General features: G+C 69.2%; 28 protein-coding genes and 1 pseudogene. 21 read left to right on the forward strand and 8 right to left on the reverse strand.

Annotation, left to right across the window (positions count from 1 at the left end):
• On the reverse strand, positions 1-221 hold a 221-nt coding region (locus AOK01_RS44655; protein WP_157871168.1), incomplete at its 3' end, for an MBL fold metallo-hydrolase.
• Here AOK01_RS44655 and AOK01_RS02820 point away from each other — a divergent pair.
• The 3 genes from AOK01_RS02820 (at position 156) to AOK01_RS02830 (ending at position 2,760) form a co-directional block, all read left to right on the forward strand.
• Positions 156-701: an MBL fold metallo-hydrolase gene (locus tag AOK01_RS02820; RefSeq protein WP_245702062.1), complete on the forward strand. Its 546-nt coding sequence runs from the start codon at positions 156-158 to the stop codon at positions 699-701. The two genes, AOK01_RS44655 and AOK01_RS02820, sit on opposite strands and share 66 nt — an antisense overlap.
• Before the next feature lie 145 nt (positions 702-846).
• Positions 847-2,094, forward strand: a complete 1,248-nt coding sequence (locus AOK01_RS02825) for a glycosyltransferase (protein ID WP_055508003.1) — start codon at positions 847-849, stop codon at positions 2,092-2,094.
• A 60-nt stretch (positions 2,095-2,154) separates the two neighbouring features.
• A complete protein-coding gene (locus tag AOK01_RS02830; RefSeq protein ID WP_055508005.1) occupies positions 2,155-2,760 on the forward strand; it encodes a GPP34 family phosphoprotein in 606 nt (201 codons plus the stop codon).
• A gap of 102 nt (positions 2,761-2,862) precedes the next feature.
• On the opposite strand, the gene AOK01_RS02835 is transcribed toward AOK01_RS02830, so the two are convergent.
• A complete protein-coding gene (locus AOK01_RS02835; RefSeq protein ID WP_055508008.1) occupies positions 2,863-3,330 on the reverse strand; it encodes a winged helix-turn-helix transcriptional regulator in 468 nt (155 codons plus the stop codon).
• Between the two features lie 89 nt (positions 3,331-3,419).
• On the opposite strand from AOK01_RS02835, the gene AOK01_RS02840 reads away from it, so the two are divergent.
• The 7 genes from AOK01_RS02840 (at position 3,420) to AOK01_RS02870 (ending at position 8,719) form a co-directional block, all read left to right on the forward strand.
• Entirely contained in the window at positions 3,420-3,917 is a 498-nt protein-coding gene (locus AOK01_RS02840; protein ID WP_055508009.1) for a PaaI family thioesterase, read from the forward strand.
• A gap of 515 nt (positions 3,918-4,432) precedes the next feature.
• Entirely contained in the window at positions 4,433-4,981 is a 549-nt protein-coding gene (locus tag AOK01_RS02845) for a hypothetical protein (protein WP_157871170.1), read from the forward strand.
• 202 nt (positions 4,982-5,183) lie between these two features.
• Positions 5,184-5,921, forward strand: a complete 738-nt coding sequence (locus AOK01_RS02850; protein ID WP_055508013.1) for a VOC family protein — start codon at positions 5,184-5,186, stop codon at positions 5,919-5,921.
• Positions 5,922-6,140: 219 nt separating this feature from the next.
• Positions 6,141-6,479 (forward strand): ArsR/SmtB family transcription factor, encoded by a 339-nt coding sequence (locus AOK01_RS02855; RefSeq protein WP_055508016.1) that lies wholly within the window; start codon positions 6,141-6,143, stop codon positions 6,477-6,479.
• Positions 6,476-6,952 carry an SRPBCC domain-containing protein gene (locus AOK01_RS02860; RefSeq protein WP_055508018.1) on the forward strand — a complete coding sequence of 159 codons (477 nt, stop codon included), beginning with the start codon at positions 6,476-6,478 and terminating at the stop codon, positions 6,950-6,952. Before AOK01_RS02855 ends, AOK01_RS02860 begins: the two co-directional genes overlap by 4 nt.
• Positions 6,949-7,575: a dihydrofolate reductase family protein gene (locus AOK01_RS02865; protein ID WP_055508020.1), complete on the forward strand. Its 627-nt coding sequence runs from the start codon at positions 6,949-6,951 to the stop codon at positions 7,573-7,575. Before AOK01_RS02860 ends, AOK01_RS02865 begins: the two co-directional genes overlap by 4 nt.
• A gap of 157 nt (positions 7,576-7,732) precedes the next feature.
• The gene (locus AOK01_RS02870) at positions 7,733-8,719 is read left to right on the forward strand and encodes an XRE family transcriptional regulator (protein ID WP_107099715.1); all 987 of its coding nucleotides are present in this window, start codon (positions 7,733-7,735) and stop codon (positions 8,717-8,719) included.
• 58 nt (positions 8,720-8,777) lie between these two features.
• On the opposite strand, the gene AOK01_RS02875 is transcribed toward AOK01_RS02870, so the two are convergent.
• The 3 genes from AOK01_RS02875 to AOK01_RS02885 all read right to left on the reverse strand — a co-directional run bounded on the left by AOK01_RS02875 (position 8,778) and on the right by AOK01_RS02885 (position 11,756).
• The gene (locus tag AOK01_RS02875) at positions 8,778-10,388 is read right to left on the reverse strand and encodes a sodium/solute symporter (RefSeq protein WP_055508022.1); all 1,611 of its coding nucleotides are present in this window, start codon (positions 10,386-10,388) and stop codon (positions 8,778-8,780) included.
• Positions 10,385-10,819 (reverse strand): DUF485 domain-containing protein, encoded by a 435-nt coding sequence (locus AOK01_RS02880; protein ID WP_055508024.1) that lies wholly within the window; start codon positions 10,817-10,819, stop codon positions 10,385-10,387. The genes AOK01_RS02875 and AOK01_RS02880 overlap by 4 nt, the downstream gene beginning before the upstream one ends.
• Positions 10,820-11,303: 484 nt before the next feature.
• The gene (locus AOK01_RS02885) at positions 11,304-11,756 is read right to left on the reverse strand and encodes a MarR family winged helix-turn-helix transcriptional regulator (protein WP_055508025.1); all 453 of its coding nucleotides are present in this window, start codon (positions 11,754-11,756) and stop codon (positions 11,304-11,306) included.
• A 236-nt stretch (positions 11,757-11,992) separates the two neighbouring features.
• Here AOK01_RS02885 and AOK01_RS02890 point away from each other — a divergent pair, with 236 nt between their 5' ends.
• Together AOK01_RS02890 and AOK01_RS02895 are read left to right on the forward strand one after the other, a co-directional pair.
• Complete coding sequence (locus AOK01_RS02890; protein ID WP_055508027.1) at positions 11,993-13,477, forward strand: MFS transporter; 1,485 nt, start codon at positions 11,993-11,995, stop codon at positions 13,475-13,477.
• Positions 13,478-13,920: 443 nt separating this feature from the next.
• A complete protein-coding gene (locus tag AOK01_RS02895; RefSeq protein WP_079103121.1) occupies positions 13,921-14,772 on the forward strand; it encodes an MHYT domain-containing protein in 852 nt (283 codons plus the stop codon).
• A gap of 140 nt (positions 14,773-14,912) precedes the next feature.
• Here AOK01_RS02895 and npdG read toward each other — a convergent pair whose 3' ends face one another.
• The gene (gene npdG, locus AOK01_RS02900; protein ID WP_055508030.1) at positions 14,913-15,638 is read right to left on the reverse strand and encodes an NADPH-dependent F420 reductase; all 726 of its coding nucleotides are present in this window, start codon (positions 15,636-15,638) and stop codon (positions 14,913-14,915) included.
• A 266-nt stretch (positions 15,639-15,904) separates the two neighbouring features.
• Positions 15,905-16,198, reverse strand: coding sequence for a Dabb family protein (locus AOK01_RS43325; protein WP_055508032.1), 294 nt, complete (start codon positions 16,196-16,198; stop codon positions 15,905-15,907).
• Positions 16,199-16,870: 672 nt separating this feature from the next.
• On the opposite strand from AOK01_RS43325, the gene AOK01_RS02910 reads away from it, so the two are divergent.
• From AOK01_RS02910 to AOK01_RS02950, 9 genes are all read left to right on the forward strand, one after another.
• Complete coding sequence (locus AOK01_RS02910) at positions 16,871-17,845, forward strand: LLM class flavin-dependent oxidoreductase (protein WP_063792703.1); 975 nt, start codon at positions 16,871-16,873, stop codon at positions 17,843-17,845.
• Between the two features lie 37 nt (positions 17,846-17,882).
• Positions 17,883-18,659: an enoyl-CoA hydratase-related protein gene (locus AOK01_RS02915; protein ID WP_213862042.1), complete on the forward strand. Its 777-nt coding sequence runs from the start codon at positions 17,883-17,885 to the stop codon at positions 18,657-18,659.
• Positions 18,656-19,831 (forward strand): acyl-CoA dehydrogenase family protein, encoded by a 1,176-nt coding sequence (locus AOK01_RS02920; protein WP_055508085.1) that lies wholly within the window; start codon positions 18,656-18,658, stop codon positions 19,829-19,831. The genes AOK01_RS02915 and AOK01_RS02920 overlap by 4 nt, the downstream gene beginning before the upstream one ends.
• Positions 19,824-20,993, forward strand: coding sequence for an acyl-CoA dehydrogenase family protein (locus tag AOK01_RS02925; RefSeq protein ID WP_055508039.1), 1,170 nt, complete (start codon positions 19,824-19,826; stop codon positions 20,991-20,993). The genes AOK01_RS02920 and AOK01_RS02925 overlap by 8 nt, the downstream gene beginning before the upstream one ends.
• 9 nt (positions 20,994-21,002) lie before the next feature.
• On the forward strand, positions 21,003-22,613 hold the full coding sequence (locus AOK01_RS02930; protein WP_055508041.1) for an AMP-binding protein: 1,611 nt from the start codon (positions 21,003-21,005) through the stop codon (positions 22,611-22,613).
• 42 nt (positions 22,614-22,655) lie between these two features.
• Positions 22,656-23,522, forward strand: a complete 867-nt coding sequence (locus AOK01_RS02935) for an SMP-30/gluconolactonase/LRE family protein (RefSeq protein ID WP_213862044.1) — start codon at positions 22,656-22,658, stop codon at positions 23,520-23,522.
• Between the two features lie 117 nt (positions 23,523-23,639).
• Positions 23,640-24,851, forward strand: coding sequence for a TetR/AcrR family transcriptional regulator (locus AOK01_RS02940; protein ID WP_055508043.1), 1,212 nt, complete (start codon positions 23,640-23,642; stop codon positions 24,849-24,851).
• A gap of 115 nt (positions 24,852-24,966) precedes the next feature.
• Complete coding sequence (locus tag AOK01_RS02945; protein WP_055508044.1) at positions 24,967-25,944, forward strand: helix-turn-helix domain-containing protein; 978 nt, start codon at positions 24,967-24,969, stop codon at positions 25,942-25,944.
• Complete coding sequence (locus AOK01_RS02950; protein WP_024494953.1) at positions 25,932-26,393, forward strand: cupin domain-containing protein; 462 nt, start codon at positions 25,932-25,934, stop codon at positions 26,391-26,393. The genes AOK01_RS02945 and AOK01_RS02950 overlap by 13 nt, the downstream gene beginning before the upstream one ends.
• A gap of 14 nt (positions 26,394-26,407) precedes the next feature.
• Here the strand turns inward: AOK01_RS02950 and AOK01_RS44300 are convergent.
• A pseudogene (locus AOK01_RS44300) lies at positions 26,408-26,497 on the reverse strand (IS5/IS1182 family transposase); the annotation flags it as partial.
• Positions 26,498-26,501 lie beyond the last annotated feature (4 nt).

A 26,501-nucleotide genomic window follows, 5' to 3' on the forward strand; every position in this document is an offset into this window, starting at 1 on the left:
GAGTCCGGGAAGTCCGCGAGTCCCCCGACGTGGTCCGCGTCGAAGTGGGTGACCACGATGTGCGTGACGTCCTCCGCCCGGAAGCCGAGCTGCCGGATCTGGTGCAGCGCGGTCTCCCGGAGGTCGAGAGCCGGGCGGAGGACGTCACGCACATCGTGGTCACCCACTTCGACGCGGACCACGTCGGGGGACTCGCGGACTTCCCGGACGCGCGGGTCCACGTCACGGCAGCGGAAGCACGCGGGGCCCTGTCACCGGCCACACGACTGGAGAAGGGCCGGTACCGGCGCACACAACTGTCGCATCATCCCAAGCTGGTCCGGCACGACCCGACGGGAGAACAGTGGCGGGGATTCGCCGCCGCCGAGCAACTCACCGAGATCGACGACGGCTTGGTGCTGGTGCCGATGCCCGGCCACACCAGAGGCCATGCCGCCGTCGCGGTCGACGCCGGCGACCACTGGGTCCTGCACTGCGGAGACGCGTTCTACCACCCGGGCACACTCGACCGTGCGACGCACGTCCCGGCCTCGCTGCGCATCCAGGAACGCCTCGTGGCCCACGACATCAAGGCCCTGAGAGCCAACCAGGACCGCCTCGCCGAACTCCGTGAAGGCGACCAGGCACACCTGATGGTGGTGTGCGCCCACGATCCTGCTCTGTTCGAGGCTGCCCGTGCACGCGGCGAGTCGGCTCGCTGAGGGCGGGGAAAGGGGAAAAGGGAAAGGGGAGTACTCACCTCTTTCCACTCTCAACGTATAGCGCACCAGGGGCCTTGCGGCAAGGCCCCTGGTGTACCGCAGAATCTCCCACCGAGGTCAGGACCTGCGGAAACGGGAGTACGGAATGCGTGTGTTGCTGTCGGTCTATGATTCGCGCGGAGGCGTCGAACCGCTGGTGGGTCTCGCGGTGCGGCTGCGGGAACTCGGCGCGGAGGTGCGGGTGTGCGCGCCGCCGGACGAGGAGTTCGCGAAGCGGCTGGCCGGGGTCGGCGTGGAGATGGTGGCGACCGGCCGGTCGGTGCGTCAGCTGGTCACCGGGAAGGTCCCGCCGTCACCGGAGGGAGTACCCCGGCGTGCGGCCGAGCTGGTCGCCGCGTTCTACGACAAGGTCACCGCGGCGGCGGCGGAGGGTGGGTGCGACGTGCTCGTCGCGACAGGCCTCGTACCGGCCGTGGCAGGCGTGAAGGCGGCGGCCGAGAAACTGGGCATCCGTTACGTGTACGCGAGCTACCAGCCGGTCAGCCTGCCGTCGCCGCACCACCCGCCGATCCCACGGCCGGGCCGGCCGCTCCCGCCGGACGTGACCGACAACCGCGTGCTGTGGGACGGGGACGCCCAGGACGCGCAGGCGATCTTCGGCGAGGCGGTCAACACCCACCGCGTGTCGGTCGGCCTGCCACCGGTGGACAACGTCCGCGACCACGTCTTCACCGACCGCCCGTGGCTGGCCACGGACCCGGTCCTGGCCCCGTGGCAGCAGCCGGCGGATCTTGAGGTGGTGCAGACCGGCGCGTGGCTCGTGCCGGACGAACGCCCGCTCCCCGCCGAGCTGTCGACCTTCCTGGACGCCGGCACGCCACCGGTGTACGTGGGCTTCGGCAGCATTCCCCTGCGTGATCCGCAGGACGTCGCCCGGATGGCCATCGAGGCGGTCCGCGCGCGGGGCCGCCGTGTGGTCGTCTCCCACGGCTGGGCCGACCTGGCCCCGATCGACGACCAGGACGACTGCTTCGTCGTGGGCGAGGTCAACCATCAGGCACTGTTCAGACGCGTGGCCGCCGTCGTCCACCACGGCGGCGCGGGCACGACGACGACGGCCACCTGGGCCGGCGCGCCCCAGGTGGTGCTGCCCCAGGGCGGCGACCAGCCGTACTTCGCCGGCCGGGTGGCCGACCTGGGCATCGGCGCCGCGCACTACAGTCCGACGCCGACCGTCGACTCGCTGTCGGCCGTCCTCAAGACGGCCCTGACCTCCGAGGTCCGCGCCCGAGCCACCGCCGTGGCCGGCGCGTTCCGTGCCGACGGGGCGACGGTGGCCGCCGAACTGCTGCTGGCCGCCGACAGCCAGGACAGGCCGCCCGTGTCCGTGTGAGCCGGGCCGGTCGCCCACCGGTGACGTCCTGCCGTTACTGTCACTGACATGGAGCCCGTCATGACCACACCGCGCGACCTGTTGATCAGCACCATGGACGTCGAGGCCGGTCGTCCCGTCGAGCAGGGCGACCTGTCGCTGGCCCTCGCGGGAGCCGAGCTGATCGACCTCCGGGACGCCCAGGCCATCACCCTGGACGGCGACCGCATCGTGCCCGGCGCACAACAGGCCCTGGGTGACCGTCTGTTGGACGAGGCGGCGTCTTCGGTCACCCGTCAGGAGCCGTACGAGTCTGTCGAGGACTGGCTGTGGCGCCGGGGCCAGGGCCTGGCCGCGGCCTACCTCGCTGCCCTGGACGCGGAAGGACAGACCACCCGGCCACGCCACCAGTGGATCCCGTTCCGGGGCGACGCGGCGGCTTTGGCCGACTCACCGGCCCGCCGTCACGCAGCCGACCGCCGGACGTCGGGCGAGCCCGTCCTCGCCTTCCTCACGGCCGCCGTGGGCATCCACGACGAGCCGGCCGAGGAGGCCGCGGACCTCGTCGACGACGCGGTCGTGACCGTACTGGCCGCCGTCAACGACGCGGTGAGGGAACTGGAAGCCGTCCGGCAGCGCCGAAGCATCGAGAACGCGGCCTTCGACAACGTCTGGCGCGGCCTGTAGGGAAGTCAGGCCGGCCAACGAGCCAACGAGCCGTGTGGTCCAACGGCCGTGCCTGTGGCTCGGGTTGTTGTGTCCTGGCGGTGGACATGCCCTCCGTGCGGCTCATTCCACGGGCCGCGCGGAGGGTCCCGGGCGAGTGCGTGCCTCCCTGGGAGTGAGTGGGCCATGACCGTCGGCGCAGACGACCACCGTGCGGAGGGGTTCGCCGCAGTCCTTGTGGAGGACGTCGAGTGGTGGGCCCTCCGGGTCGGCGGTGTACGCGTCTCCCCATTCCTTGAGGGCGAGCATGACGGGCCACAGGGCCCAGCCCTTGTCCGTGAGCCGGTACTCGTGCCGGGTGCGCCGACCGGACTCCTGGTAGGGGACGGTACCGAGAATCCCAGCTCCGACCAGCTTGCGCAGCCGGTCCGAAAGCACCGCGTCCGAGAGTCCGATGTGCCGCCGGAAGTCGTCGAAGCGCCGAACTCCGTTCATGGCGTCCCGGAGCACCAGGAGAGACCACTTCTCGCCGACCACGTCCAGTGTTCGCTGGACGGTGCAGTTCTCGGTGCTGACCTCAACCCACTCCATGTGACGACCCTAGGGCAGCGTGGCCATTGACAGCCAGACGCGGGACTGGCTAACTTCGGATTTCATAGTCAACGGGGCGAGGAGAAGCCATGGACAGGTCGCGGACGTTCACCTGGGAAGATCCGACCGTGTCGGCGGGTGCCGTAGGCAAGGGCACCGGCCTGGACTTCCTGCGCGACATCGTCGCCGGACGCCTTCCTGCGCCGCCCATCTCCGAGACCCTGGGCTTCACCTTGGAGGAGGTCGAGCACGGACGGGCCGTGTTCGCCCTGGCTCCGGGCGAGGAGCACTACAACCCGATCGGAAGCGTCCACGGCGGTGTCTACGCCACGCTCCTCGACTCGGCGGCCGGCTGTGCCGTTCAGTCGGTGCTGCCCCAGGGCATGGCGTACACCTCGCTCGACCTCACCCTGAAGTTCCTGCGCCCGATCACGGTGGACACGGGCAAGGTCCGCGCCGTCGGCACCGTCCTGAACAGTGGCCGCCGCACCGCCCTCGCGCAGGCCGAACTCCTTGACTCCGCCGACCGGTTGCTCGCCCACGCCACCAGCAGCTGCCTGCTCTTCCCGCTGCCTGCGGCGAGCTGAACCTGTGCCGTGGCGGGATGTCCCACGCCAGTCCGGTCGAACTGTCCTGTCTGATCCGTCCGGCCGGTCGCTGTGGGCCTCGCCGGCCCGATCGTGAAGAGAGTCGCCGGACGGATGAGTTGACGTTACGGCGTGACATCAAGGATGATGTCACGACGAGACGACGAGACGACGAGACGACGAACGGGAGAGAGGGTGCGGCACGCGCTCGCCCAGGGGTCCGGCGCTTGACGTTCGACCCGATCGGCCCCGCCTGCCGACAGTCAACCGTCATCGCGAAACCCTTCCGTTCGCCCGGTTCTTCGATGCCGATGTCTACCCGACCACGCCCCCGGACGCCGCGGAGCTCGCGCACCGTGAGTGTCTGTGAGTGTCTGTGAGTGTTTCTCCGTGTCCTGACTGACGCAGCGTCAAAAGAGTGCACGGGATAGCGAGTTGTCGACGCCCCGCGAAGGCCGCGCACCGGCCGGCGGGCACCGCCCCGCACCCCGCCCGTACGTCTACACTCTCGGCCCATGATCTCTTTGGACGACCCCCGTTGGCCCGCCCTCGACCACCGAGGCTGGTCAAAAGGGCGGGGCGTGCCGGACGCCCCCTTCATCCCGGACGAGTTGCGGCAACTGGTTGCCGATCCCACGAACGGCGAGCGGTTCACCGACCTGTGGCCGTACCTGTGTTCCGAGGGCACCGCCTGGCCGGCTGCCTACGCCGCCGTTCCTCACCTCGTCACCATCGCGCGCGGCCTCCCCGCGGCCGCGTCCGAGCGTGACGACTACCTCTACGTCGTCGGCCTCGTGGCCATCTGCTCCGGCGAACTCGGAGAGGCCCCGGCCGGCATACCCGACGACATCGCGGACGCCTACCGTCAAGCCCTCCCCGAGGCCCTGACGCTCCTGGCGGAAACGCTGGCCACGGGGGAGCACGACCAGATCTCGACCCGCTACCTGCTCGCCGCCGTGTCGGCCCTCAAGGGCCATCTCGAATTCGCCGAGATACTCAACGAGCTCGACGTCTACGCCGAGTGCCAGTCCTGCGGTGAACCCATGCTCGAACTCCCCGAATAGCCGGGTCGGGTGAGCCGTCCGCTCGTCCGCCCGTCCGACGACCCGCTGCTCCGTGAGGACTGGGTGAAAACTCGGATGCGGGCGGCGCCGGCTCACCCGTAGGCTCCCGTCCGACGGTCGGAGAAGGCATTCCTGGCGTCGACGGTCAGCCAGCCAGTGAGTCAGTGAGTGAGTCAGTCAGTGGATCGGAGCTGCGTGGGGTATGGGTTGTCAACTGTTCGCGCTCTGCTTCGACGCGAGCCGGCCCCTGGGCCTCGCGCGGTTCTGGTCCGGTGTCCTGGGCTGGGAGTTGGTCGACCATCCGCAGGACGGCGTCGCGCTGCTGCCCAGCGATGACACCGGATTCCGCCTCCGCTTCCTGCCGAGCCAGGAACAGAAGGCCGGCCAGAACCGGATGCACTTCGATCTGACGAGTACGTCTCTGGAGGATCAGCGGCAGACGGTGGCCAGGGCGCTGGAGCTCGGCGCACAGCACATCGACATCGGCCAACTCCCGGAAGAGGGTCATGTGGTGCTCGCCGATCCCGAAGGCAATGAGTTCTGCGTCATCGGGCCGGACAACAAGTTCCTCGCCGACTGCGGCTTCATCGGGGCGCTGGCCTGCGACGGTTCGCAGGACGTCGGGTACTTCTGGAGCGAGGCGCTCGGGTTTCCGTTGGTCTGGGACCAGGACGAGGAGACCGCGATCCGCTCCCCGCACGGCGGTCCGAAGATCACGTGGGGTGGTCCACCGCTGATGCCGCAGGCAGGCAGGGACCGGCTGCGTTTCGATGTCGCTCCGCCTGTCCATGGCGACCAGCAGGCAGAGGTCGACCGTCTGCTCTCCCTCGGGGCGACGCTCATCGACACCGGCCAGGACGGGACCGGGCACGACGGGGCCGGACAGGTGGCGATGGCCGACCCGGACGGCAACGAGTTCCGCGTGCTGACACCCCGGTAGCGCGCCGCCAGGGGCGCGCAGGCGGACAGGTGGGCGACAGGTAGGTAGGCCGGCGCGGGTCAGGCGGGGCGCCTGGCCGAGCCGCGGCTTCGTGACCTCCGGTCAGTGCTGTAGATCGCCGGCAAGCCGTGGGGCCGGCCGTTCAGTCGGTCCGACCCATCGGTCGACACAACACTTAGCCCTTGCGCTAACCATTGCCGCCCGGCAATACTTAGCCCCATGGCACAGTATTCGGCGCAACTGGACGGCGTGTTCGTCGCCCTCGCCGACCCGACCCGGCGCGCCGTCGTCCGGCGCCTCGGCCGTGGTCCCACGAGCGTGGGCGACCTCGCCCGCGACTTTCCGATGACCCTCCCTTCGTTCATGAAGCACGTGCGGACGCTCGAAACGCACGGGCTCATCCGTACGGTCAAGTCCGGCCGGGTGCGCACCTGCGTGCTCAACCGCGAGCGGCTGGCCGTCGTCGACGACTGGCTCGCGGAGCAGCGCCGCATATGGGAGCAGCGCACCGACCGCCTCGAACAGTTCGTCACCGGCCCGGAGGAGAACAGACAGTGAATCCCGACCTCGACCTCGGTTTGGAGCGGATCATCCGCGCCCCGCGCGCGACCGTGTGGCGCGCCTGGACCGACCCGTCCCGGCTTGAGCAGTGGTGGGTCCCGGCGCCGTCCCGCTGCCAGGTGGACCGCCTGGAACTGCGCCCCGGCGGAGCGTTCGTGACGCGGCTGAGCGACGACGGGACCGAGTTCGTCCCGCACCTGGACGCCTGCTTCCTCGCTGTCGACGAACTCCATCGCATCGTGTTCACCAACGCGATCGACAGCACATGGCGTCCCGCGCGTCCCGCCCCGGTCTCGATGACCGCGACGATCACGCTGCACGATCACCCGGACGGTACGGACTACCGGATGGTCGTCCGGCACGGCGACCCGGAGTCCCGCGACCGTCACGACAAGCTCGGCTTCGCCGACGGCTGGGGTTCGGTCGCCGGCCAGCTGGCCGCGTTCGCCGAGAGGACGGACCCGCGATGAAGATCAGCCTCACCGAGTTCGTGACGCTCGACGGCGTCAGCCAGGGCCCCGGCTCGCCGGACGAGGACACCAGTGACGGGTTCGGTCGCGGCGGCTGGCTCGTGCCCCACATCGACGAGGTGTTCGTCCGGCGCGCCTCCGACTGGCTCGACCTCGCCGACGGCCTGCTGCTCGGGCGGCGCACCTACGAGGCGTTCGCGCGCGACTGGCCGAAGATCACCGACCCGGCCGATCCCTTCACCGGGCGGATGAACGCGCTGCCGAAGTACGTCGTGTCGAACACCCTCACCGAGGGGACCTGGCACCCCACGACCGTCCTCAACGGCGACCCGGTCCGGACCGTCGCGGAGCTCAAGGCACGACCGGGACGGGAACTGCAGATCCACGGCAGCGCCCGCCTGGGCGAAGCCCTGCTGGTGGCGGGCCTGGTCGACACGCTCCGCCTCGTGGTCGCGCCCACGGTGCTCCGTACCGGCCGACGCCTCATGACGGACACGGGTGTTTCCTCCGGTCTGCGGCTGCTCCACCACGAAGCGACGCCGAACGGCCTGCTGCTTCTCGAATACGAGACAACAGGCCAAGCACCCGTGGCCGACTACCAGGGCGTCACCGACTTCGTCTAGAGCTCGACGGGCCCGGGCGGAGCCTGGCCAGTGGTCCAGGACAGGCAGGAGTTGTCCGGGCTGGTCGTAGACGTGGCCGGATGGCGTGCCGGACAGGGGGGTGCATGGCGGGATCCGCCGTTGTCCCCGGTGTCATGGCCGCAGCAAGATGATGCCCATGGGGACTCAGGGGGAGTTATCGCCGTACGAAGCCCGGAACGCCGCGGGTTTCATCGCGTTGCTGCAACAGCTCAAGGAGCGTTCGGGGCTGACGTATCGCCAGTTGGAGGAGCGGGCAGCCCGAAGCGGTGATGTCCTGGCGCGCAGCACGCTGGCCGACATCCTGCGCCGGACGAGCCTGCCGCGGCCTGACGTGCTGGCCGCGTTCGTGCGCGCCTGCGGGGACGGCCGGCGGGTCGACGCCTGGCTGGATGCCAGGGCGCGGATCGCCGCGGATGCCGCTGCCGAGCCCGAGGGGGTGTTCGACGCGGCGGCCGACACCGTGTCCGACGTGGTGCCCGGCGCGGCGGCCGGTGCCGTGTCCGACACCGGGTCCGACGCCGATGCTCGCCCGCGGGCCGCCGTTTCGACCAGAACATGGCTCCGCTGGACCAAGGGCCGTACGGTCGCGCTCGCGGCCTCGGCCCCGCTGCTCGCTCTGGTCGCCTGGGGCCTGCTCCCGGACAGTTCCGGCGGGGCCGGTGCTGTCGTGAGTCCCGCCGACGGCTGGGTCACCATCCGCCCCGCCCGTACGTCCGACCTCTGTCTGACCGACGGACGCGACCGGGGCGGTGTCTACGGCAGCGCCGTCGCCGTCCAGCTTGCCTGCGCCCGAGCGACCGTGCCGCGTACCTTTCTCGAACCGGCCGGCGAGGGTCTCTACCGCATCCAGTGGCATCACCCCCAGCTGGGAAAGGGATGCCTGACGGTCATGAGTACCGGCAAGGTGAAGGGCATGCTCGAACCACGGGACGACTGCGACCAGGCCACCCTGTTCCAGTTCGAAGCCACCGGCGCCGACAGCACGGGGGGCTTCCGGCTGCGCCCGGCCACCAGCAGCCGGTGCGTCGGCATCGCGGGCAACGACACGGCCGAGGGTGCCGAGGCAGTCGAAGAACGGTGCACCGGTGCGGCCGATCAACGGTTCCTCGTCCGGGCGGGCTGAGGGCCCTCACCGCGGCCGACCACGGAGGCGTGCCGCCGGACGTACCCGTCTGCGCCGGTCATCTCGCCCTGGGTTCCGGGCCCGCCAGAATCCTGGCCTCGATCCGCTCGTAGTCCTTCTGCCGCTGCCGTGCCTCCCGGCGCCCCGAGAGCAACGTGCCGAGCCAGCCGAACGCGAAGCCCAACGGGATGGACACCGCACCGGTCGTGGTGAACGGGAACCAGTTGAAGTCGGCCTGGGGAAAGGCCGCCGTGGGCGTCCCGGACACCAGCCGGGTCCCCGGCATCAGTACGAGGACCGTGAGCGAGCCGCCGATGAGCGTGCTCAGCAGGCCGGTACGGGTGTAGCGGCGCCAGAAGAGGCTGTAGATCAGCGCCGGGGCGATGGCCGAGGCGGCCAGGCAGAAGGACAGCGTCGCCAGGGGCTGGAGGCTGCGGTGCTGGATGAGACCGGCGAGCACGATCGTCGGGATGCCGACGGCGAGCGCGGACACGCGTGCGACGGTCATCTCCCGCACCGGTGAGCGGGGGGTCGCGCGGCTGGCGTAGACGTCGTGGGCCAGGGAGTTGGCGCAGGCCAGGATCATGCTGGCGACCGAGGCGAGCAGGGTGAGGAAGATCGCCGCCGTGACCGTGGTGAACAGGAACGTCTCGGGGCGTGAGACATGCGTGCCGAAGACCGCCCGCGAGCCGAGGAGATAGGCCGTGTTGCCGCGCGGGTCGGCCGCGGCGATCCCGGCCCGGCCGATGAGCGCGGTCGCACCGATCGCGACGACGGTGATGATCAGCATGAACAGTGCCACCGACGACACCGCCCAGGACATCGAGCGGCGTACCTGCCGTGCGCTGTCCGCCGTGAACATACGCATGGTGACGTGGGGCAGGCAGGCGCCGCCGAGCACGATGGCGAACTGGGTGCTGATCATGTCCGTACCGGCGTGCGGGCCTCCGGCGAACTGCAGGCCGGAGTGCAGGAACGCCGGGCCCACGCCGCTGCGTTCCGCGGCCGTGCGGAACAGTGCTCCCGGGTCCCACGAGAAGGCGCGGAGCATCAGGAAGGCGACCACGACGCCCGAGCCGAGGAGCATGACCATCTTCAGGATCTGGATGAGGGCGGTGCCCTTCATCCCGCCGATGGCCGCGTACGTGATCATCAGGCCGCCGACCCCGATGACGCACCCGGTCTTCATGGCGGAGCCGTCGAAGCCGAGGATGAAGGCGAGCAACTGACCGGTGCTGGCGAGCTGGACCAGCATCATCGGCATCAGCGAGGCGATGGTCACGACGCACGTGGTGATGCGCACGGCACGTCCGGGCATGCGCCGGGCCAGGGCGTCTCCCGGAGTGAAACGGCCGGTGTTCCGCAGGGGTTCGGCCAGCAGGAACATCAGGAGCAGCAGCGACAGAAGGGTGCTGAGAGCGAGGACGACACCGTCGTAGCCGCTCAGCGCGATGACGCCGCCGATGGTGAGGACGGTGGCCGCGGAGATGTAGTCGCCCGCGATGGCGAGGCCGTTGCGCATCGGGGACAACGAGCGGTAGCCGGTGTAGAACTCGTCGAGGTCGTCACGGTCCGGGCCCGCGACGACGCAGAGCAGCAGGGTCACGGTGACCACGGTGCAGAAGGCGACCAGCGACCACGTCTGTGCGGTGCCGCCGAAGTCCGTCATCGTCCGGGCTCCCGCTCGGCGAGCAGGGCCGTGCGCTGCCGCATCCGGCGCGCGAGCGGATCGACGTACCGGCTCGCCGTGTACTCGAAGAGCACGATCGCCAGCCAGGTGACGGGGAGTTGGACCAGTCCGAGCACCATGCCGGTGGACAGTCCGCCGGTGACGGGCTTCGTCATGAACGACGGGTCCAGGACGGAGAGGGCCAGGAAGAGGGTGAAGTAGCCGAGGACCGTGCAGGCGGCGACGCGGCGCTGTCGGCGGTAGGCGCGGCGCAGGATGCGCAGGTCTCTGTGGTGCCCGGGTGCGGGTCCGGAGGGGAGCGCCGCGTGCTCGGGTAAGGACTCCCCGGACGCGGCCCAGGCGGGCCGTGCGGTGTCGTGCCTGGCGCGGTGCGGCTGAGCGGCGTACTCGTCCGAGGGGTCGTCGGACATCCCGGTTCTCCTAGCGCGGCAGGGGTCCGGCAGATGCGCGGACCGCAGGGAGGTGGGAAGACGTGTTCGAGTTCTCGCACGTTATTCGGCTGGATCCGCGATGTGAGGGCTTTTGCGCGATCTGGCTCGTTTGTGCGTGTCGGTGGCGTCGGCCGTGGACGGTTGCTCGGTCAACCGGTGAGAGATGTGCCAGGAGGTACGGGCGAAGCCTCACGGGAGCTGTCCGGGCCTGCGAGGGCAAGGGCTTTCGGCCCCCGGGACGCTCGCGGGGCAAGGGCGTTCGGTCTCCAGGGCGCGCGCTGAGCCGCACGGCCCCGCGTCCGGCATGTTCCGGTCTCCCGCATAGGGCTCATGAGTACCCTTCCGCGGGCTCCGCGAACCCGTCGCCGGCCCTACTGCCTTGCCCGCGACGGAAGTTGACGGAAGAGGCTCGCGTGCTCCTTGTTATGGGCGGCACAGGCGGCACAGGCGGCACAGGCCACCGTCACGGGCGGGGCCAGGGCCGCCCGCCGAGCTGCTCGATGCTGGTGTTGAAACGCCTCAGATAGCCGGCGAACGCGGCGATGTCCTCGTCGGGCCAGTCGGCCATGACCCGGTCCAGGGCGCCGACGGTCCGCTCGCGCTCCTCGTCGAGAATCCGCGCCCCCTTGTCCGTGATGCGGAACTTGCGGGCCAGTCCGCCGTCGGGGTCGGCGATGCGCTCCGCGAGTCCGGCGCGCATGGCCGAGGCGGTCTGCCGGTTGAGGGTGGAGGCGTCGAGCCCGAACGCGTCGCTCAGCTCTCCGATCGACATGGGCCCCTGGACGCGAATACGGCTGAGCAACGTGTACGAGCTTCGCTCCAGGACGCTGTCCTTGCTGCGCCCGCCGTGGGCCGCCAGCGCGTGCCTGCCGAGCAGCATCTGCTCGTACTCGACCTCGTACGTCGGCTTGACCATGCGCTCCTGCCTCCCGCTTTCCCGACGGGGCCGACGCGGCTCGTTCTGCGGTGGCCCCGGCTCCATCTTCCCATGGCTATGCACTAGGCATGCGACGTGCATGATGCACAAGATATGTACACTGCATGCTCACTGGTCCGAACGAGCTGCGAATAGCCAAGCCGAGCCAAGCGGAGCCAGGCCGAGCCAGGCCGAGCCAGGCCGAGCCAGGCCGAGTCAAGACGAGCTGCGAACAGATGCGAAGAGAGGCGAGGAGTCCCGTGCCGGGAGCCCCCCGAACGTCCCCCCATACCAATGGCGTGATCGCCACGCTGGCCTTCGCCGGCACCACCGCGGCGATCATGCAGACCCTGGTCACGCCGCTCATCGCGGACCTGCCACAGATCCTGCACAGCTCGTCCTCGAACACGGCATGGGTGATCACGGTCACGCTGCTGGTGGCGGCGGTCTGTGTGCCTGTCACCGGACGCCTGGGCGACCTGCTGGGCAAGCGGCGGATGCTCCTCGCCTGCTCGGTTCCCCTCATCGTGGGTTCGGTGGTGTGCGCGCTCTCGTCGTCCGTCGTGCCGATGATCGTCGGTCGCGGTCTGCAAGGTATGGGCATGGGCATGGTGCCGCTCGGTATCGCGCTCCTGCGTGACGTGGTGCCGGCCGAGAAGCTCAGCTCGTCCATCGCGCTCGTGAGCGCGTCCATGGGCATCGGAGGCGGCCTTGGCCTGCCGATCGCCGCGGCGGTCGCCCAGTACGCGAGCTGGCGCGTGCTGTTCTGGGGCTCCGCCGTCCTGGCCGTGGCGATCGCCGTCCTGATCTGGTTCCTGATCCCGGACGTCCCCGCCGGAGCCAAGGGACAGCGCTTCGACGCGCCCGGCGCGATAGGGCTCGGCGTCGGCCTGGTCTGCCTGCTGCTCGCGGTCTCCAAGGGCGCCGAGTGGGGCTGGGGCTCGGCGACGACGCTCGGCCTGTTCACCGCCGCTGTCGTGGTGCTGCTGGCCTGGGGCGTGTGGGAGACGCGCACCCGGGACCCGCTGGTCGACCTGCGCACCACGGCCCGCCCCCGGGTCCTGCTCACCAACGTCGCCTCGCTCTTCGTCGGCTTCGGCATGTACGCCGGCATGCTGATCGTTCCCCAGCTGCTGCAGTTCCCCGAGGAGACCGGCTACGGCCTGGGCCAGTCGATGCTCGCGGCGGGCCTGTGGATGGCCCCCGGCGGCATCATGATGATGGTCGTCTCCCCGCTCGGCGGAAAGCTCACCGACGCGCGCGGCCCGAAGTTCACCCTGATCTCCGGCATCCTCGTCATCGCCGCCGGTTACGGTCTCTCGCTCGCGCTGATGGGCTCCGCCTGGGGGCTCATGGTGGTCCTCATGGTGACCAGCAGCGGAGTGGGCCTCGCCTACGGGGCGATGCCCGCACTGATCATGAGCTCGGTCCCGCTCTCCGAGACCGCCGCCGCCAACGGCTTCAACACCCTCATGCGCTCGCTCGGCACGTCCGTGGGCGCCGCCGTCGTCGGCGTGGTCCTCTCCCAGATGACCGTCACCATGGGCGGATTCAGCATCACCTCGGAGAACGGCTTCCGTACCGCACTGATCATCGGTGCCGGGGTCGCCCTGGTGGCCGCCGTCGTCGCGGCCGTCATCCCGGCCGGCCGGCCCGCCGGGGCCGACCGCACCACGACCGACCGGGCCGAGGCGTCCGAAGAGGCCGCGGTCGAAGCCTGACGCCCGCGGAGCGTGCGGCGGCCCCGGGACTCCCGCAGGAGTCCCGGGGCCGCCGTGTGTCCACGCCGCCGCGCGCACGCCGGGGTTCGGCACGCGCGTTCCTGACCGTCACCTGGACTCCCTCCGCACCTGCCATGCCCCCAAGGTTGTCCGGGGATTCACCAACAAGTGCCATATAGGTGACCAATTCGCGTGATGGCATGCAGGAGGAATATGACTGTACAAGTCTCGATTTGGTTGCGTCACAGGACGCGCAGTGACAAGCGGGGTGCGCGTACTTAGCATGAGCCTCCCGCTCACCCCCTGAAACTCCCGTGTGACGGGGCGTCATGAACCTCGGCGCCGACGGCCTCATGGTTGGTCTTCGGCGCGCGCGTCAGTCGTGCAGAAAGGTTTCTTCAGCGTCGGCTCCCGTACGGGGCCCGCGGTCCGAAAGGCATTCGGTGAACAGTTCGGTAACCCAGTTCAACTACGGAATGGTCACTCCTGTCATCGCGTTCCTGATGGCCTGCGCCGGTTCGGCACTCGGTCTGCGGTGCACGACGCGGTCGGTCCGCATGGGTATGCGCGGGCGCAGGGCCGCATGGCTCGCGCTGGGCGCGGTCTGCATCGGATCAGGCATTTGGACGATGCACTTCATCGCCATGATCGGATTCACCATCCGCGGTGCGGCGATCGAGTACGACCCGGCCTTCACGTTCCTCAGCCTGGCTGTCGCGGTGGTCGTGGTCTTCTTCGGCGTCTTCGTCGTGGGTTACCGCGGCGCCTCTCCGATCACCCTGGGCATCGCCGGGGTGATCACCGGTGCGGGCGTCGCGGCGATGCACTACATCGGGATGCACGGCATGCAGTTCGCCGGGCACACGACGTTCGATCCCGTGACCGTCGGCCTGTCGGTGCTGATAGCCGTCACGGCGGCGACCGCCGCCCTGTGGGCGGCCGTGTCCCTGCACAGCCTGGCGTCCGCGGTGGCCGCGAGCGTCATCATGGGCGTCGCCGTGACGGGCATGCACTACACCGGAATGGCCGCGATGAGCGTCCACGTCGACGCCGACTCAGCGGTCCTCGGCCAGTCCTCGCTGGATCTGCTCGTCTCCCTTCTCCCCATGGTGGGGGGACCGATTCTCGTGATGGTCCTGGCGTCCGTGATCGTCATGTTCGATCCCGACATGCTCATCGGCAGCGAACCCGTCCGAGGCCACCAGGCCCAGCACAGCCACCAGGCCCAGGAGCCGCAGCCCACCCACGCTTCGGACGAGCGACCGGCAGCGTCCTCGTCCTGGCCCCCGCTCTGACCCACGGACCTGCTGTCCGTCCCGCTGCGTCGCCGGGCTGCCGGGCCGCCGGGCGGCAGCCGCGCGTCAGAGCGGGGCGGGGCGGGGCATGGGGTCGGCTCCGGGCAGGGGACATTGTTGGGCCCTGGCTCCTCGTCGGCTCAGACGTCGGTGACGCGCAGCCCGGCGTGTGCCTTGTAGCGGCGGTTGACCGAGATCAGGTTGGCGACCAGCGACTCGACCTGGTGGGCATTGCGTAGCCGTCCCGCGAAGATGCCGCGCATGCCGGGGATGCGGCCGGCCAGCGCCTGGACGATCTCCACATCACTGCGGACGTCGCCGAGAACCATCACGTCGGTGTTGATCCCGTCGATCTCCGGGTCCTGGAGCAGGACCGCCGAAAGATGGTGAAACGCCGCCGTCACCCGCGAGTCCGGCAGGAGGGCGGCGGCCTGCTGGGCAGCGCTGCCCTCCTTCGGCTTCAGCGCGTAGGCGCCCTGCTTGTCGAAGCCCAGCGGGTTCACGCAGTCGACGACCAGCTTGCCGGTCAGCTCCTCGCGCAGGGACTCCAGGGTCGTGCCGTGGCCCTCCCACGGCACGGCGACGATCACGATGTCGCCGCGTCGCGCGCACCCGGCATTGTCGGCGCCCTCGACGCCGTACTCCAGCTCCTCGGCCGCGGCCTGGGCGCGCTCCGCCGCCCGCGAGCCGATGATCACCTTCTGGCCGGCCCGGGCGAGCCGGTAGGCGAGGCCCTTGCCCTGCGGCCCGGTCCCGCCGAGCACGCTCACGATGAGCCCGGAGACGTCGGGGAGGTCCCAGGGGCCCTTGACCGGGGCTTTCGCGGGGGACCCGGCGGGCTGCTGTGCACTGTCGATGGATGTCATGAGCCGACTTTCGGTTCGATGGCTGCCTCGCTCAGGTGAGGTCTGTCGCAGGTGTCCCAGGGAAGGTGACGGCTCGTACGGGCCGTAGTCGCCGGTCTCCCGTGAGGAGTGCAGGGAACGAGGGCCGCGTACAGCAGGGCGTGGTGTCGGCGGGGCGCCCGCACCTCACCAGGATCGACCGACTTCCCGGCGGCTGCCCTGGAGGCCGCGCGAGCAACCTCGCAGGCGGTTCGAGTGTCTCGCAGGGACGTCCCCGCGTCGTGCCATCAGCCCTGCTCGTCGACCACGAACTGGACGCTCCGCACGGACTCGATGTGGTCTTGGGGCAGGGCGAGGTGCGCAGGGTGCTTGAGGTAGGTGTAGAAGTCCTCAGTGTTCTCGAACTCGGTGACGATCGCGTAGTCGGCGTTTGTCGGACGTTCACCGAGGTCACGGCCTTGGCGGATGCGCAAGGGGAAGTCGGTCCGGTCCGGCAGTGCTGCCAGTGCGTCGCGGAACGCCTCGATCTGGGCCGCGCTCGCCGACTCCTTGAACGTGAGGGTGACGCAGTGGATCAGCATGCGGGCTCCCGCGTGGACGTGGTGACGCTCTCGGTTGGTCTGTCGGGCTGACGCCGGGTCATCGGCGAAGCCCTCTCTGCGAGTGGGCGATGGAGAGAGGCGCCGGGCCGCAGACGACAAGTCCATGAACGCAAATATGTTGAATGGCGACTGTGGGTGCCTACCGCCTGCTTCACAGTGCCCAGAGGCTTCCATTTTGTCAATGGTCACTAACTTGATCAAGCGCCCGTGGTGCATCAGGGTGCCGGAGGTGCGGTGGCGTGGCGGGTGCCCGGCCGCGGTCGGCTCCGGTGAGCTCCGGTGAGCCGACTCTGCGGTCTGCCCTCGGTCTGCCTCGGGCGGGCGTGGGGCGCGTGGGTGCGGGTGTCAGGGGCGTCTGACATGTGCGGCTTACTTGTTAGCAGTGATGGACATAGATCGAGTTGTTGCACGATCAACCCGCGCTGCCGAGGGTTGACACGCTCCTTGGAGAGTCGACGTGATGTCAGTGACCAGCAGGTTTCTAGTGGCTGCCTATCGATCCGAGGACCTTGCACCTGCTACAGATGAAGACCTTCTGGTTTCGAATAAGTTACTAGTGATTGACGTGACTGGGTCTGTCGCCTAACACTGTGACGCGCGGCACCATGATTCCGAGGGCGTGTGTCGCCCCCGACCGAGAGAGACCTGATCATGAAGCTGGGATGCTCATTCGCAACGTCGCTGGAGACCCCGGAGCACATCCGCATAGCCGAGGAACTCGGTTACGAGAGGGCGCTCTGCTATGACTCGCCGGCGCTCTACCCGGACGTCTGGATGGAGCTGAACCGGGCCGCGGAGCTCACCGACCGGATCGTGCTCGGGACGGGAGTGCTGATCCCGAGCTTGCGGCATCCGATGGTGACCGCTTCGGCGATCACGACCCTGGTGCATGCCGTGGGGGAGGAGCGCGTGATGGTGGGGATCGGCAGTGGTTTCACCGGTCGCCTGGCCATGGGGCAGCCCCCTGTGCCGTGGGCGAAGGTCAAGCACTACGCGCAGACCGTGCAAGCCCTCCTGCGTGGTGAGCAGGTCGAGTGGGAGGGGTCGATCATGCAGGTGATCCACCCCGACGAGCGTTTCGGGCCTGCGCTTCCGATCTCGGTCCCCTGGGGTGTGGCCGGAGAGGGCCCCAAGGGACTCCAGGTCGCGCGGGACCTCGGTGCTGAGCTGTTTCGGATCAGCGCTCCCGAGCCGGGGTACGGCCGACAGATGATGATGCTCATCGGAACGGTGCTCGACGAGGGCGAGGATCCCGGATCCGAGAGGGTGATCGACGCGGCTGGTCACGCTGCCGGGCTCTACCTGCACTGGGCGGTGGAGCACGGCATGGTCGACGAACTGCTCGGCGAGGGTGGCAAGGCCTGGGCGGCGGCCTACGACCACATCCCGGAAAACGTACGCCATCTCGCGATGCACGACCGCCACGTGATCGGGGTCAATGACGTCGACCGGCCCTTCATCACCGGTGAGGTGATGGCTGCCGCAGGAGTCGCGCTCGATGCGCGGAAGTGGCGGGACAGGTTCGCCGAGCTCAAGGAGGGCGGGTGCTCCTTCGTGCACTTCCAGCCCGCCGGCCACGACATCCCGCGCGAACTCGCAGCATTCGCAGCCGCCTTCAACGGCTGAACGGACCGATAAGAGGACCCCGACGACGATGAGAGACATGACGTTCCTGGAATGGCAGGAAGACGGCCCGATCGCCACTGTGTGGATGAACCGGCCACCGGTCAACGCGACCGACCAGCAGCTGTACAGCGAGCTCCGCGAGTTCTTCAGTCATGTGGCCGACTACCTGCCGCAGGCTCGGGTCGTAGTGCTCGCCGGCAGGGGCAAGCACTTCTGCGCGGGTAACGAACTCGCTGAGTTCCAGACCATGGACCCGGACAACGCGCCGGAGCGGCTGAAGCTGGCCCGAGAGGCGTTCTGGGCGATCTACGACTCACCGTTCCCGGTGATCGCAGCGGTCCAAGGGGTCGCGGTGGGGTCCGGTCTCGCGATCGCGGCCTCGTGTGATCTGGTCGTCGCGGCCGAGGGCGCGCAGTTCGCGACGCCCGAGGTCAACGTCGGTGTGCTGGGCGGCGCCAAGCACCTCTCGCGGCTGGTGCCCCAAGGCATGGTGCGGCTGATGCACTACACGGGCGACCTCTACCCGGTCGAGAAGCTGCTGCCGTACGGCGGGATCGTCGACATCGTTCCGCAGGAACAGTTGCTCGGGGCGGCGCAGGCGCTGGCGCGGTCGATCGCCCGGCACAGCCCGGTCACGCTCGAACTCGCCAAGCGCAGCCTCAACGGCATCGAATACATGGACCTGAAGCCCGGCTACGAGTTCGAGCAGGGGCTGACCCGCGAGCTGTCCGGTTACGAGGACTCCAAGGAGGCGGTCAACGCCTTCCTTGAGCGGCGCCCGCCGATCTACACGGGAAGTCGAGCGTGGCGATGACGACACAGGACGAATCCCTCGACGCGTTCCGAGCGCGGGCCAGGGCATGGCTTGCGGAGGCGGAGCCACCCGAGGCGCCGCTCGATCTCGACGCCCGGTTCACGGTCCTGCGGCAGTGGCAGAAAACCCTGTTCGAGGCCGGGTGGCTCGGCATCGCGTGGTCCGAGGAAGCGGGCGGCCAGGGGCTCACCCACATGCATCAACTGGTGTTTGTCGAGGAGCTTGTCCGAGCCAGAGCCCCACAGCCCATCGGGATCATCGGACTGGAGGTCGTGGGACCGTCGATCGACCGCTATGGAACTGACTGGCAGCGCAGGGAACTGCTCCCGCGCCTGCTGTCCGGCGACGACATCTGGTGCCAGGGCTTCTCCGAGCCGAACGCGGGCTCCGACCTGGCCTCGTTGCGGACCCGGGCCGTGGTCGACGGTGACGACTTCGTGGTGTCGGGCCAGAAGGTCTGGACGAGCTGGGCACACATGGCGCAGTGGTGCGCCCTGCTGGTCCGCACCGACACGTCAGTGCGCAAGCAGGCCGGCATCAGCTACCTGCTGGTCGACATGACCAGTCCCGGCATCACGGCCCGCCCCATCGAGCAGATGACCGGCGACCGGGAGTTCTGCGAGGTCTTCTTCGACGACGTCAGGGTGGATCGCCGGAACCTGCTGGGCGGCCTGAACGAAGGGTGGCCGATCGCCACGCACACGCTGGGCACCGAACGCGCGGGCGCGACGCTGCGACGCCGGGTGGAGTGCGAGGTGGCGCTGGACGACGCGGTCGCTCAGCTCCGGCGGCACCGCGCTGACGGTCCGAGCGGCAGTCCAGAGGCCGACCGCCGCACCCGGGCGGCCATCGGCCGCTGCCATGTCGCCTTGCGGGTCCTCGATGCCCAGACGCGACAGACCACCACCCGGCTGGTCGCCGGCGCGGGACCGAGGCCGGAGGACTCCGTCGACAAGCTGCTGCTCAACGAGATCGAGCAGATCGTCTTCTCCGAGATCGCCGACCTGCTCGGCCCCCTGCGTGCGGTACCCGGCTCGCGTCCGCGCGGGCTGCGGTCCGAACGCTGGGTCCACGAGCACCTTTTCTCGCGTGCCGCGTCCATCTACGGCGGAACCTCTCAGATCCAGCGCAACATCATCGCCGAGCGACTTCTAGGACTTCCCCGTGGCTGACAGCGATCAGGACACTGCTCAGTACGCCGCCGCCGTGGACGAGTACCTCACCCGCACCTACGAGGGAGACCGGCGCCGCGAGCTCCTCAACAGCGAGGGCTGGGACCCGGAGTTCGCGGCCGAGCTGGCCGACATGGGCTGGTACGCGCTCGCCGTGCCGGAGAGTCAGGGCGGTCTCGGCGCGCCCCTCTCGGCGCTCGGCCCGGTCTTCATGCAGCTTGGTCGGCACTTGGTCGTAGGGCCGCTGCTGGAGGACATCCTGCTCCCGGCGATGCTGCGGCGCCCGGGCGACTGGGTGTCGGCACCGGCCATCGCGGCAGCCGTTGGGACCGGAGTGCCTCTGGCGCTTGTCGACCCTGGTGTCACCGACGACTGGGCCGACGACTTCGGGTCGGTGACGCTGAACGGGCAGCAGCTCTTCGGTACGGTCAACGCCGTCCGGTTCGCCCGGCAGGCGAGCTTGTTGGTGGTGGTCGCGGATACGGGCACCGGTTCCGCGGTGTGTCTGGTCGACCCGGCAGAGCCCGGCGTGCGCATCGAGGACGTCGACAGCGCTGACCCCACGATCGAGTTCGCGCGCGTGGTCTTCGACGGTGTCCGCGCCGACGGCGTGGCCCCAGCGGGACCCGCCGACGGTGAGCTCGTCATCCGCATCCGCTCGTGGGCCAGGCTCCTCATCGCGTGCGAGCTCAGCGGGGTCGCGCAGCGCAGTCTTGAGCGCACCGTCGAACATGTCGGGCAGCGCGAGCAGTTCGGCCGGCCGATCGGGAGCTTTCAGGCAGTCAAGCACATGGCCGCCGACATGCACACGCGGTGGGCGGCCCTGCACAACCTGTGCCTGGCGACCCTCGCCGATGCCGACCGGGCGCCCGTGGCCGACCTGGAGCTCCTGGCGGCGACCGCGAAGGCTCACGCCGCCGAAACGGCGGTGCGCGTCTGCGAGGACGCGATCCAGCTGCACGGCGGCATGGGCTTCACGACCGAGAGCGACATGAGCTGGTACTACAAGCACGCGCTTGCCCTGCGTGGGTGGTACGGCGAGGAGACCGAGCTCCAACTGCGGATCGGCGCCGCCCTGTTGGAGCGCGGCTCCGCGGACCACACAGCCGACATCGACGACTCCGCACGCGACGGCGGGGACCATCCCACTGACCGAGCCTGAGAGGCAGACATGAAGGCAACGAGGCTCGATGAGGAGCGCGTCCGCCGAAACACCGAGAGGGGGTTCTGGGCGGAGAACCTGATCGACGACTACCTGGCCGACGTCGCCACCAGGACGCCGGACAAGATCGCGGTCATCGACCGCGGCCGGTCCTGGACGTATCGCGACCTGGACCGCGCTGTGAACCGCTTCGCCTCCGCGCTGAGGGCACGCGGGGTCGGGCACGGCGAAGTGGTGTCGTGGATGCTCCCGAACTGGGGCGAGGCGATCGTCGTCCACCTTGCCGCGATCCGGATCGGGGCGGTCAGCAACCCGATCATCCCGATCTACCGCCACAAGGAGACGGCGTTCATCCTGCGTCAGGCGGCGTCGAAGGTGGTCGTGGTCCCGAGCACGTTCCGTGGCTTCGACTATCCGGGCATGATCGACGAGATCCGCGCCGAGGTTCCCGAGCTGCGGACCGTCGTCGTGGTGGGCGCCGAGTCCGGCGACGCCCACGTCCGGTTCGAGGACCTGCTCGACGAGGGCCGGGCCGATCCCGTCGAGCACGGCCCGCGCGACGCGAACGACATCGTGTTGCTGCTGTACACCTCCGGCACGACCTCGGCGCCCAAGGGAGCGTTGCACAGCCACAACACGCTGGACCACGAGAACCGCAGCATCATCGACTTCTTCGGACTCTCGGCATCCGACGTCGTGTTCATGCCGTCCCCGGTCGGCCACATCATCGGGGTCCTCTACGGGATGCAACTGCCGTTCATGCTCGGCACCACCGTCGTCCTGCTCGACATCTGGCAGCCCGAGCGGGCGCTGGAACTCATCGAAAAACACGCATGCAGTTTCGTCGTGGCGGCGACGCCGTTCCTCTACGGGATTCTCCACCACCCAGGACTGTCCGACCACGACGTCAGCTCGCTGCGGGTCTTCGCGTGCGGCGGCGCCGACGTGCCTCCGGAGCTGATCCGGGCCGCGACCTCGACCCTGCGGTGCATGGTCAGCCGGGGCTACGGGTCCACCGAGTACCCCACCGCCACCGCCAGCTCCGCTTCGGACGCCGCGAGTAAGCGAGCGCTGACCGACGGTCGTGCCATCGGCGAGGCCGAGCTGCGTCTGGCGCCGGACGGTGAACTCCAGTTGCGTGGGCCGGAGTTGTTCCTCGGTTACCTCGACAGCTCCCTCAACGCCGACGCGTTCACCGATGACGGCTGGTTCCGAAGCGGCGACCTCGCCCGCATCGACTCCGACGGATACGTCGAAATCATCGGCCGGCAGAAGGACATCATCATTCGCGGCGGGGAAAACATCAGTGCCAAGGAGATCGAGGACCACCTTTTCGAGCATCCCAGGATCGCCGAAGCCGCGATCGTGGCCTCCCCGGACCCGGTGCTGGGGGAACGCGTCTGCGCGGTCGTCGTGCCCGAGTCGGGGCAGAGCGTCACGCTGTCCGACCTCGTGGAGTGGCTCACGTCCCGGCGGATGGCACGGCAGAAGATCCCCGAGAGCATGCTCCTGCTCGACGAACTTCCCCGCAACGCGAGCGGCAAGATCCAGAAGTTCAAGCTCCGTGACCTGGCGCGCGCGAGTGCCGAGTCCGGCAAAGACGAGCGCGTCGTCGGCTGACAGGCCGATCAACCCATCAACCACCGGGGTGAAATGATGAAGGTGCACACTTCCACCGCATTCGCAGCGGGTCACCAGTTCCTCGAAGGCCTGCGCTGGCACGACGGCACGCTCTGGGCCAGCGACTTCTTCAGCAAGAAGGTACTGACCTTCGCCGCTGACGGAACGGCCACGGCGGTCACCGAGGTTGCCGGTGCTCCGTCGGGCCTGGGCTTCCTGGCCGACGGGTCGACGCTCGTGGTGTCGCAGGCCGACGCCACCATCCGACGGATCGCCGCGGACGGGGAAACGAGCACGTACGCCGACTTCAGCAGCATCGCCGGCGGACCGGGGAACGACATGCTCGTCACCTCGGACGGGCACATCTACGTCGGCAACTTCGGATTCCACCTCGGAGCTGAGGACCCGAAGCCGACAGCCCTGGCCCATATCGACCCCCAGGGCAACCTGAGCCGCGTCGACGGCGACGTGTTCTTCCCGAACGGCATGGCCGTCACTCCCGACGGGCTCCTGCTGGTTGCCGAGACGTTCCGGCACCGGATCACCGCCTTCGACATCGGACAGGACGGAGCGCTGTCGAACCAACGGGTCTGGGCCCAGTTCGAGGAGTCGTTCAACCCCGATGGCATCGCTCTCGACAACGACGGCGGTGTGTGGTTCGGCAACGCCCTTACGACGGGCGACGACAGCGGCTTCTACCGCGTGGTCCAGGGCGGCGAGATCACCGACAAAGTGCCGGTTTCCGGAGCCCAGGCGATCGCGTGCGCCTTCGGCGGCGACGACCTCGGCACGCTCTACATGAGCTGCAACTCCACCACGCTGGAGGAGTTCGTCCAGGGGCGTTCGAGCGCGATGATCGCGACCGCCGAGGTCGGGCGCGCGGGGGTGCCAGGCGCGTCCGGCACCTGACCCCTTCCGCCTGCGGCGCAGCTCTCCGCCAGGTCCGGGACCGCGCTGCCGGCCTGCACCTGGGCAGGCTCGCCCCCTCGATAGGATGGCGAGGCAGGCGGAGAGGAGACCACCACCATGGACGCTGCCGCTGCAAAGTCGCAGCACCCCAAGTCCCGGCCTCGCGACCGGCGAGCGGAGATCGCCAAGAACGCCAACGACCTCTTCAGCACGCGCGGCTTCCACGCCGTCCGCATGGACGACATCGCTGAGGCGAGCGGCATCACCGCGCGGGCCCTCTACCGTCACTACGAGAACAAGCAGGCTTTGCTCTCCCACGTGGTGCGTGAGGACCAGCGGCGGGTTATCGAGACGCTCACCGCTCTCACCGAGCAGGCAGCCGACGAACGCAACTTCGACGCCAGTCTCACCGCTCTGACCAATGCCGCGCTGGACAGCCGTCACCTGTCCCTGCTGTGGCAGCGCGAGGCCCGTCACCTCGACGCCGACGACTACCGGCTGGTCCGGAGTCAGACCCGGTGGATCGCCAAACAGTTCGAAGACCTTCTCATCCGCTCCGAGCGGGCGGACATCGACGAGTCCGCTGCCGACATCAGGAGCTGGGTCGTGGTCAGCATCGTCTCCGGTCCCGGCCTGTACGACACCGCACTCTCGCGCCAACGACTTGCCCAGGATCTGATCGCGGCGAGCAAGCGGGTCATCACCGCGCCCGCGGCGGTCGCGGCGCCCGCAGCGGTCGCGCCGGCCGGCGACGAGTCCGGCAGGACGCCGATCTCGCGGCGTGAGCAGCTGATCTACGCCGGAGCCAGGGCATTCCGCGAGAAGGGGTTCGGCGGCGTCAACATCGACGACATCGGCGGTCAGCTCGGCATCGTCGGCCCCGCTCTCTATCGGTACTTCGACAACAAGGCCGAGATCCTGGTCGCCGCCGTGAACAGGCTCCACGAATGGCTGGCGTTGGAGACGGCGCGAGCTTTGCGTACGCCGTGCCCCGACGAAGCGGTGCTCGCCCAGCTGATCCAGGGCTACATCCACATCGCGCTCGACGCGACCGACCTGCTGGCGGTCTCGCTCACCGAACGGCTCTACCTACCCGCCGCCGCCAGAGAGCGTTTCGACCGCGCCCAGGCCGACTACATCGCGGAGTGGCAGCGCTGGACGTCGGCCGCCCGCCCCGATCTGTCCGAAGCACGCGCGGTAGCACTGGTCAAGACGTCCAAGACCATCATCGACGACTGCGTGCGGATCCCGCACCTCCGGCACCATCAAACCCTCCCCGCAGAACTCTCGCGCGCCGCCCTCGCGACGCTCGGCGTTGAGAACACCTGATCCAGTGTCCTCCGCGTGCACCAGAGCCTGGTGGAGCAGATGCGGGCCGGCGCCGCTGTAACCCCCGCCGAACACCGTGCCTGAGCAGAAGTGTCGCCGTTAGCATTGACCGGTGATGGGCAACCTTGAGTCGTTCCAGGACGAGTTGGCGGCCAGCGGGTTTCCGCCGCTGGTCAACAAGCTGGCCGGGGCGGGCTTCCGGGGCCGGATCGCCACCCGTGACCTCGGGCCGCTGCGGCTGGTCTCCCTCGACACGCCCGAGAGCGCCTGCGTCGGGCGGGAGCGCGACGCCTCCGACGGCGAGAACCTGGCGGTCAAGGTGATGACCCGGGGCCGGACGCGGATCGAGCAAGGGCCCGGCGAGGCCGAACTCGGGCCGACCGACCTGGTACTGCTCGATCCCACTCGTACGCTCCGATTCGAGAGCACCGCCGCGGCGCACGTCACCATCCTGGTTCCGCGCCGGGAGCTTCGGATCCGGCCCGCGCAGATCGACCGGCTCATCGGCGTACGCATCGACGGCAGCCACGGCCCGGGCGCTCTCGTCTCCGTGCTGGCCCGGGAGTCGGCGTGGTCGGCGACCGAGTTCCGCGAGGCGGAGGCGCTGCGGTCGGCGGCGGCCGTCGTCGAGCTGATCGCGGTCGCCCTGGAGGCTCGGCTCGGCGACGAACAACCGGCCCCGGACGAGTGGCTGCGGAGCCGGATCGCCGGCTACATCGAGACCCGGCTGGCCGATCCCGATCTGTCCCCACCCGGCATCGCCGTCGCCCACAACATGTCCGTACGCCGGCTGCACAAGCTGTTCGAGGACCAGCCGCTCACCGTCGCAGCCCTGATCCGCCGTCGCCGCCTGGAGCGCTGCCGGGCAGAGCTGACCGGAAGCGGACGTACGGTCACCGCCGTGGCCGCCCGGTGGGGATTCTCCGATCCCACCCATTTCAGCAAGCTCTTCAAGGCGACGTACGGCTACAACGCCCGTGCACTGGTAACCAGCAACCGTGCACAGACGACCAAGACGCGCACAGCCGGCCCGGACAAGGATGGTGGTGACCAAGGCAGGCAAGAGCAACAGGAGAAGTCGTGGCGAAGGTAAACATCGTCCGCCCCGGTGAGGGCGAGATCCTCGGCAGCGGGGCACAGCAGATCCGCATCCTGGAGAACGGCGAGCACACCGACCACCGGCTGGGGTTCGCCGAGGTCACCATTCCGCCGGGCACCCCGAGCCCGTTGCAGCACCGCCACGCCCAGCATGACGAGGGCTTCTACGTGCTGGCGGGAACTTTCCGGTTCACCGTCGGCGAGGACCAGTACGACGCCGGGCCGGGCACCTGGGTCATCGTGCCGACCGGGGCGCCGCACACGTTCGCCAACGTCGGCGACGAGAACGCGGTCATGCTGAACACCTTCACGCCGGACCTGTATGTGCAGTACTTCCGCGACTTCAAGGCCATGATCGATTCCGGGCAGCCGGTCAACGCCGAGACCATGCAACCGCTCTGGAAGAACTACGCCACCGAGATCTCGAACGAATACGCCTCGTGAAGCGCCTTCAATACGCGCAGCTTCCACAGGATCGCGTTGATCACCTGGCGGTGATCACGCCATCGCCTGCCGCGGGTGGCGACCGGCGGTAGCAGCGGCTTGATCCGT

Source organism: Streptomyces aurantiacus (assembly GCF_001418335.1).
GTDB lineage: Bacteria > Actinomycetota > Actinomycetes > Streptomycetales > Streptomycetaceae > Streptomyces > Streptomyces aurantiacus.

Coding starts and splice junctions, on each gene's coding strand:
- AOK01_RS02825 (WP_055508003.1), top strand. CDS start 847: ATGCGTGTGTTGCTGTCGGTCTATGATTCGCGCGGAGGCGTCGAACCG.
- AOK01_RS02830 (WP_055508005.1), top strand. CDS start 2,155: ATGACCACACCGCGCGACCTGTTGATCAGCACCATGGACGTCGAGGCC.
- AOK01_RS02835 (WP_055508008.1), bottom strand. CDS start 3,330: ATGGAGTGGGTTGAGGTCAGCACCGAGAACTGCACCGTCCAGCGAACA.
- AOK01_RS02840 (WP_055508009.1), top strand. CDS start 3,420: ATGGACAGGTCGCGGACGTTCACCTGGGAAGATCCGACCGTGTCGGCG.
- AOK01_RS02845 (WP_157871170.1), top strand. CDS start 4,433: ATGATCTCTTTGGACGACCCCCGTTGGCCCGCCCTCGACCACCGAGGC.
- AOK01_RS02850 (WP_055508013.1), top strand. CDS start 5,184: ATGGGTTGTCAACTGTTCGCGCTCTGCTTCGACGCGAGCCGGCCCCTG.
- AOK01_RS02855 (WP_055508016.1), top strand. CDS start 6,141: ATGGCACAGTATTCGGCGCAACTGGACGGCGTGTTCGTCGCCCTCGCC.
- AOK01_RS02865 (WP_055508020.1), top strand. CDS start 6,949: ATGAAGATCAGCCTCACCGAGTTCGTGACGCTCGACGGCGTCAGCCAG.
- AOK01_RS02870 (WP_107099715.1), top strand. CDS start 7,733: ATGGGGACTCAGGGGGAGTTATCGCCGTACGAAGCCCGGAACGCCGCG.
- AOK01_RS02875 (WP_055508022.1), bottom strand. CDS start 10,388: ATGACGGACTTCGGCGGCACCGCACAGACGTGGTCGCTGGTCGCCTTC.
- AOK01_RS02880 (WP_055508024.1), bottom strand. CDS start 10,819: ATGTCCGACGACCCCTCGGACGAGTACGCCGCTCAGCCGCACCGCGCC.
- AOK01_RS02885 (WP_055508025.1), bottom strand. CDS start 11,756: ATGGTCAAGCCGACGTACGAGGTCGAGTACGAGCAGATGCTGCTCGGC.
- AOK01_RS02890 (WP_055508027.1), top strand. CDS start 11,993: ATGCGAAGAGAGGCGAGGAGTCCCGTGCCGGGAGCCCCCCGAACGTCC.
- npdG (WP_055508030.1), bottom strand. CDS start 15,638: ATGACATCCATCGACAGTGCACAGCAGCCCGCCGGGTCCCCCGCGAAA.
- AOK01_RS43325 (WP_055508032.1), bottom strand. CDS start 16,198: ATGCTGATCCACTGCGTCACCCTCACGTTCAAGGAGTCGGCGAGCGCG.
- AOK01_RS02910 (WP_063792703.1), top strand. CDS start 16,871: ATGAAGCTGGGATGCTCATTCGCAACGTCGCTGGAGACCCCGGAGCAC.
- AOK01_RS02915 (WP_213862042.1), top strand. CDS start 17,883: ATGACGTTCCTGGAATGGCAGGAAGACGGCCCGATCGCCACTGTGTGG.
- AOK01_RS02920 (WP_055508085.1), top strand. CDS start 18,656: ATGACGACACAGGACGAATCCCTCGACGCGTTCCGAGCGCGGGCCAGG.
- AOK01_RS02930 (WP_055508041.1), top strand. CDS start 21,003: ATGAAGGCAACGAGGCTCGATGAGGAGCGCGTCCGCCGAAACACCGAG.
- AOK01_RS02940 (WP_055508043.1), top strand. CDS start 23,640: ATGGACGCTGCCGCTGCAAAGTCGCAGCACCCCAAGTCCCGGCCTCGC.
- AOK01_RS02945 (WP_055508044.1), top strand. CDS start 24,967: ATGGGCAACCTTGAGTCGTTCCAGGACGAGTTGGCGGCCAGCGGGTTT.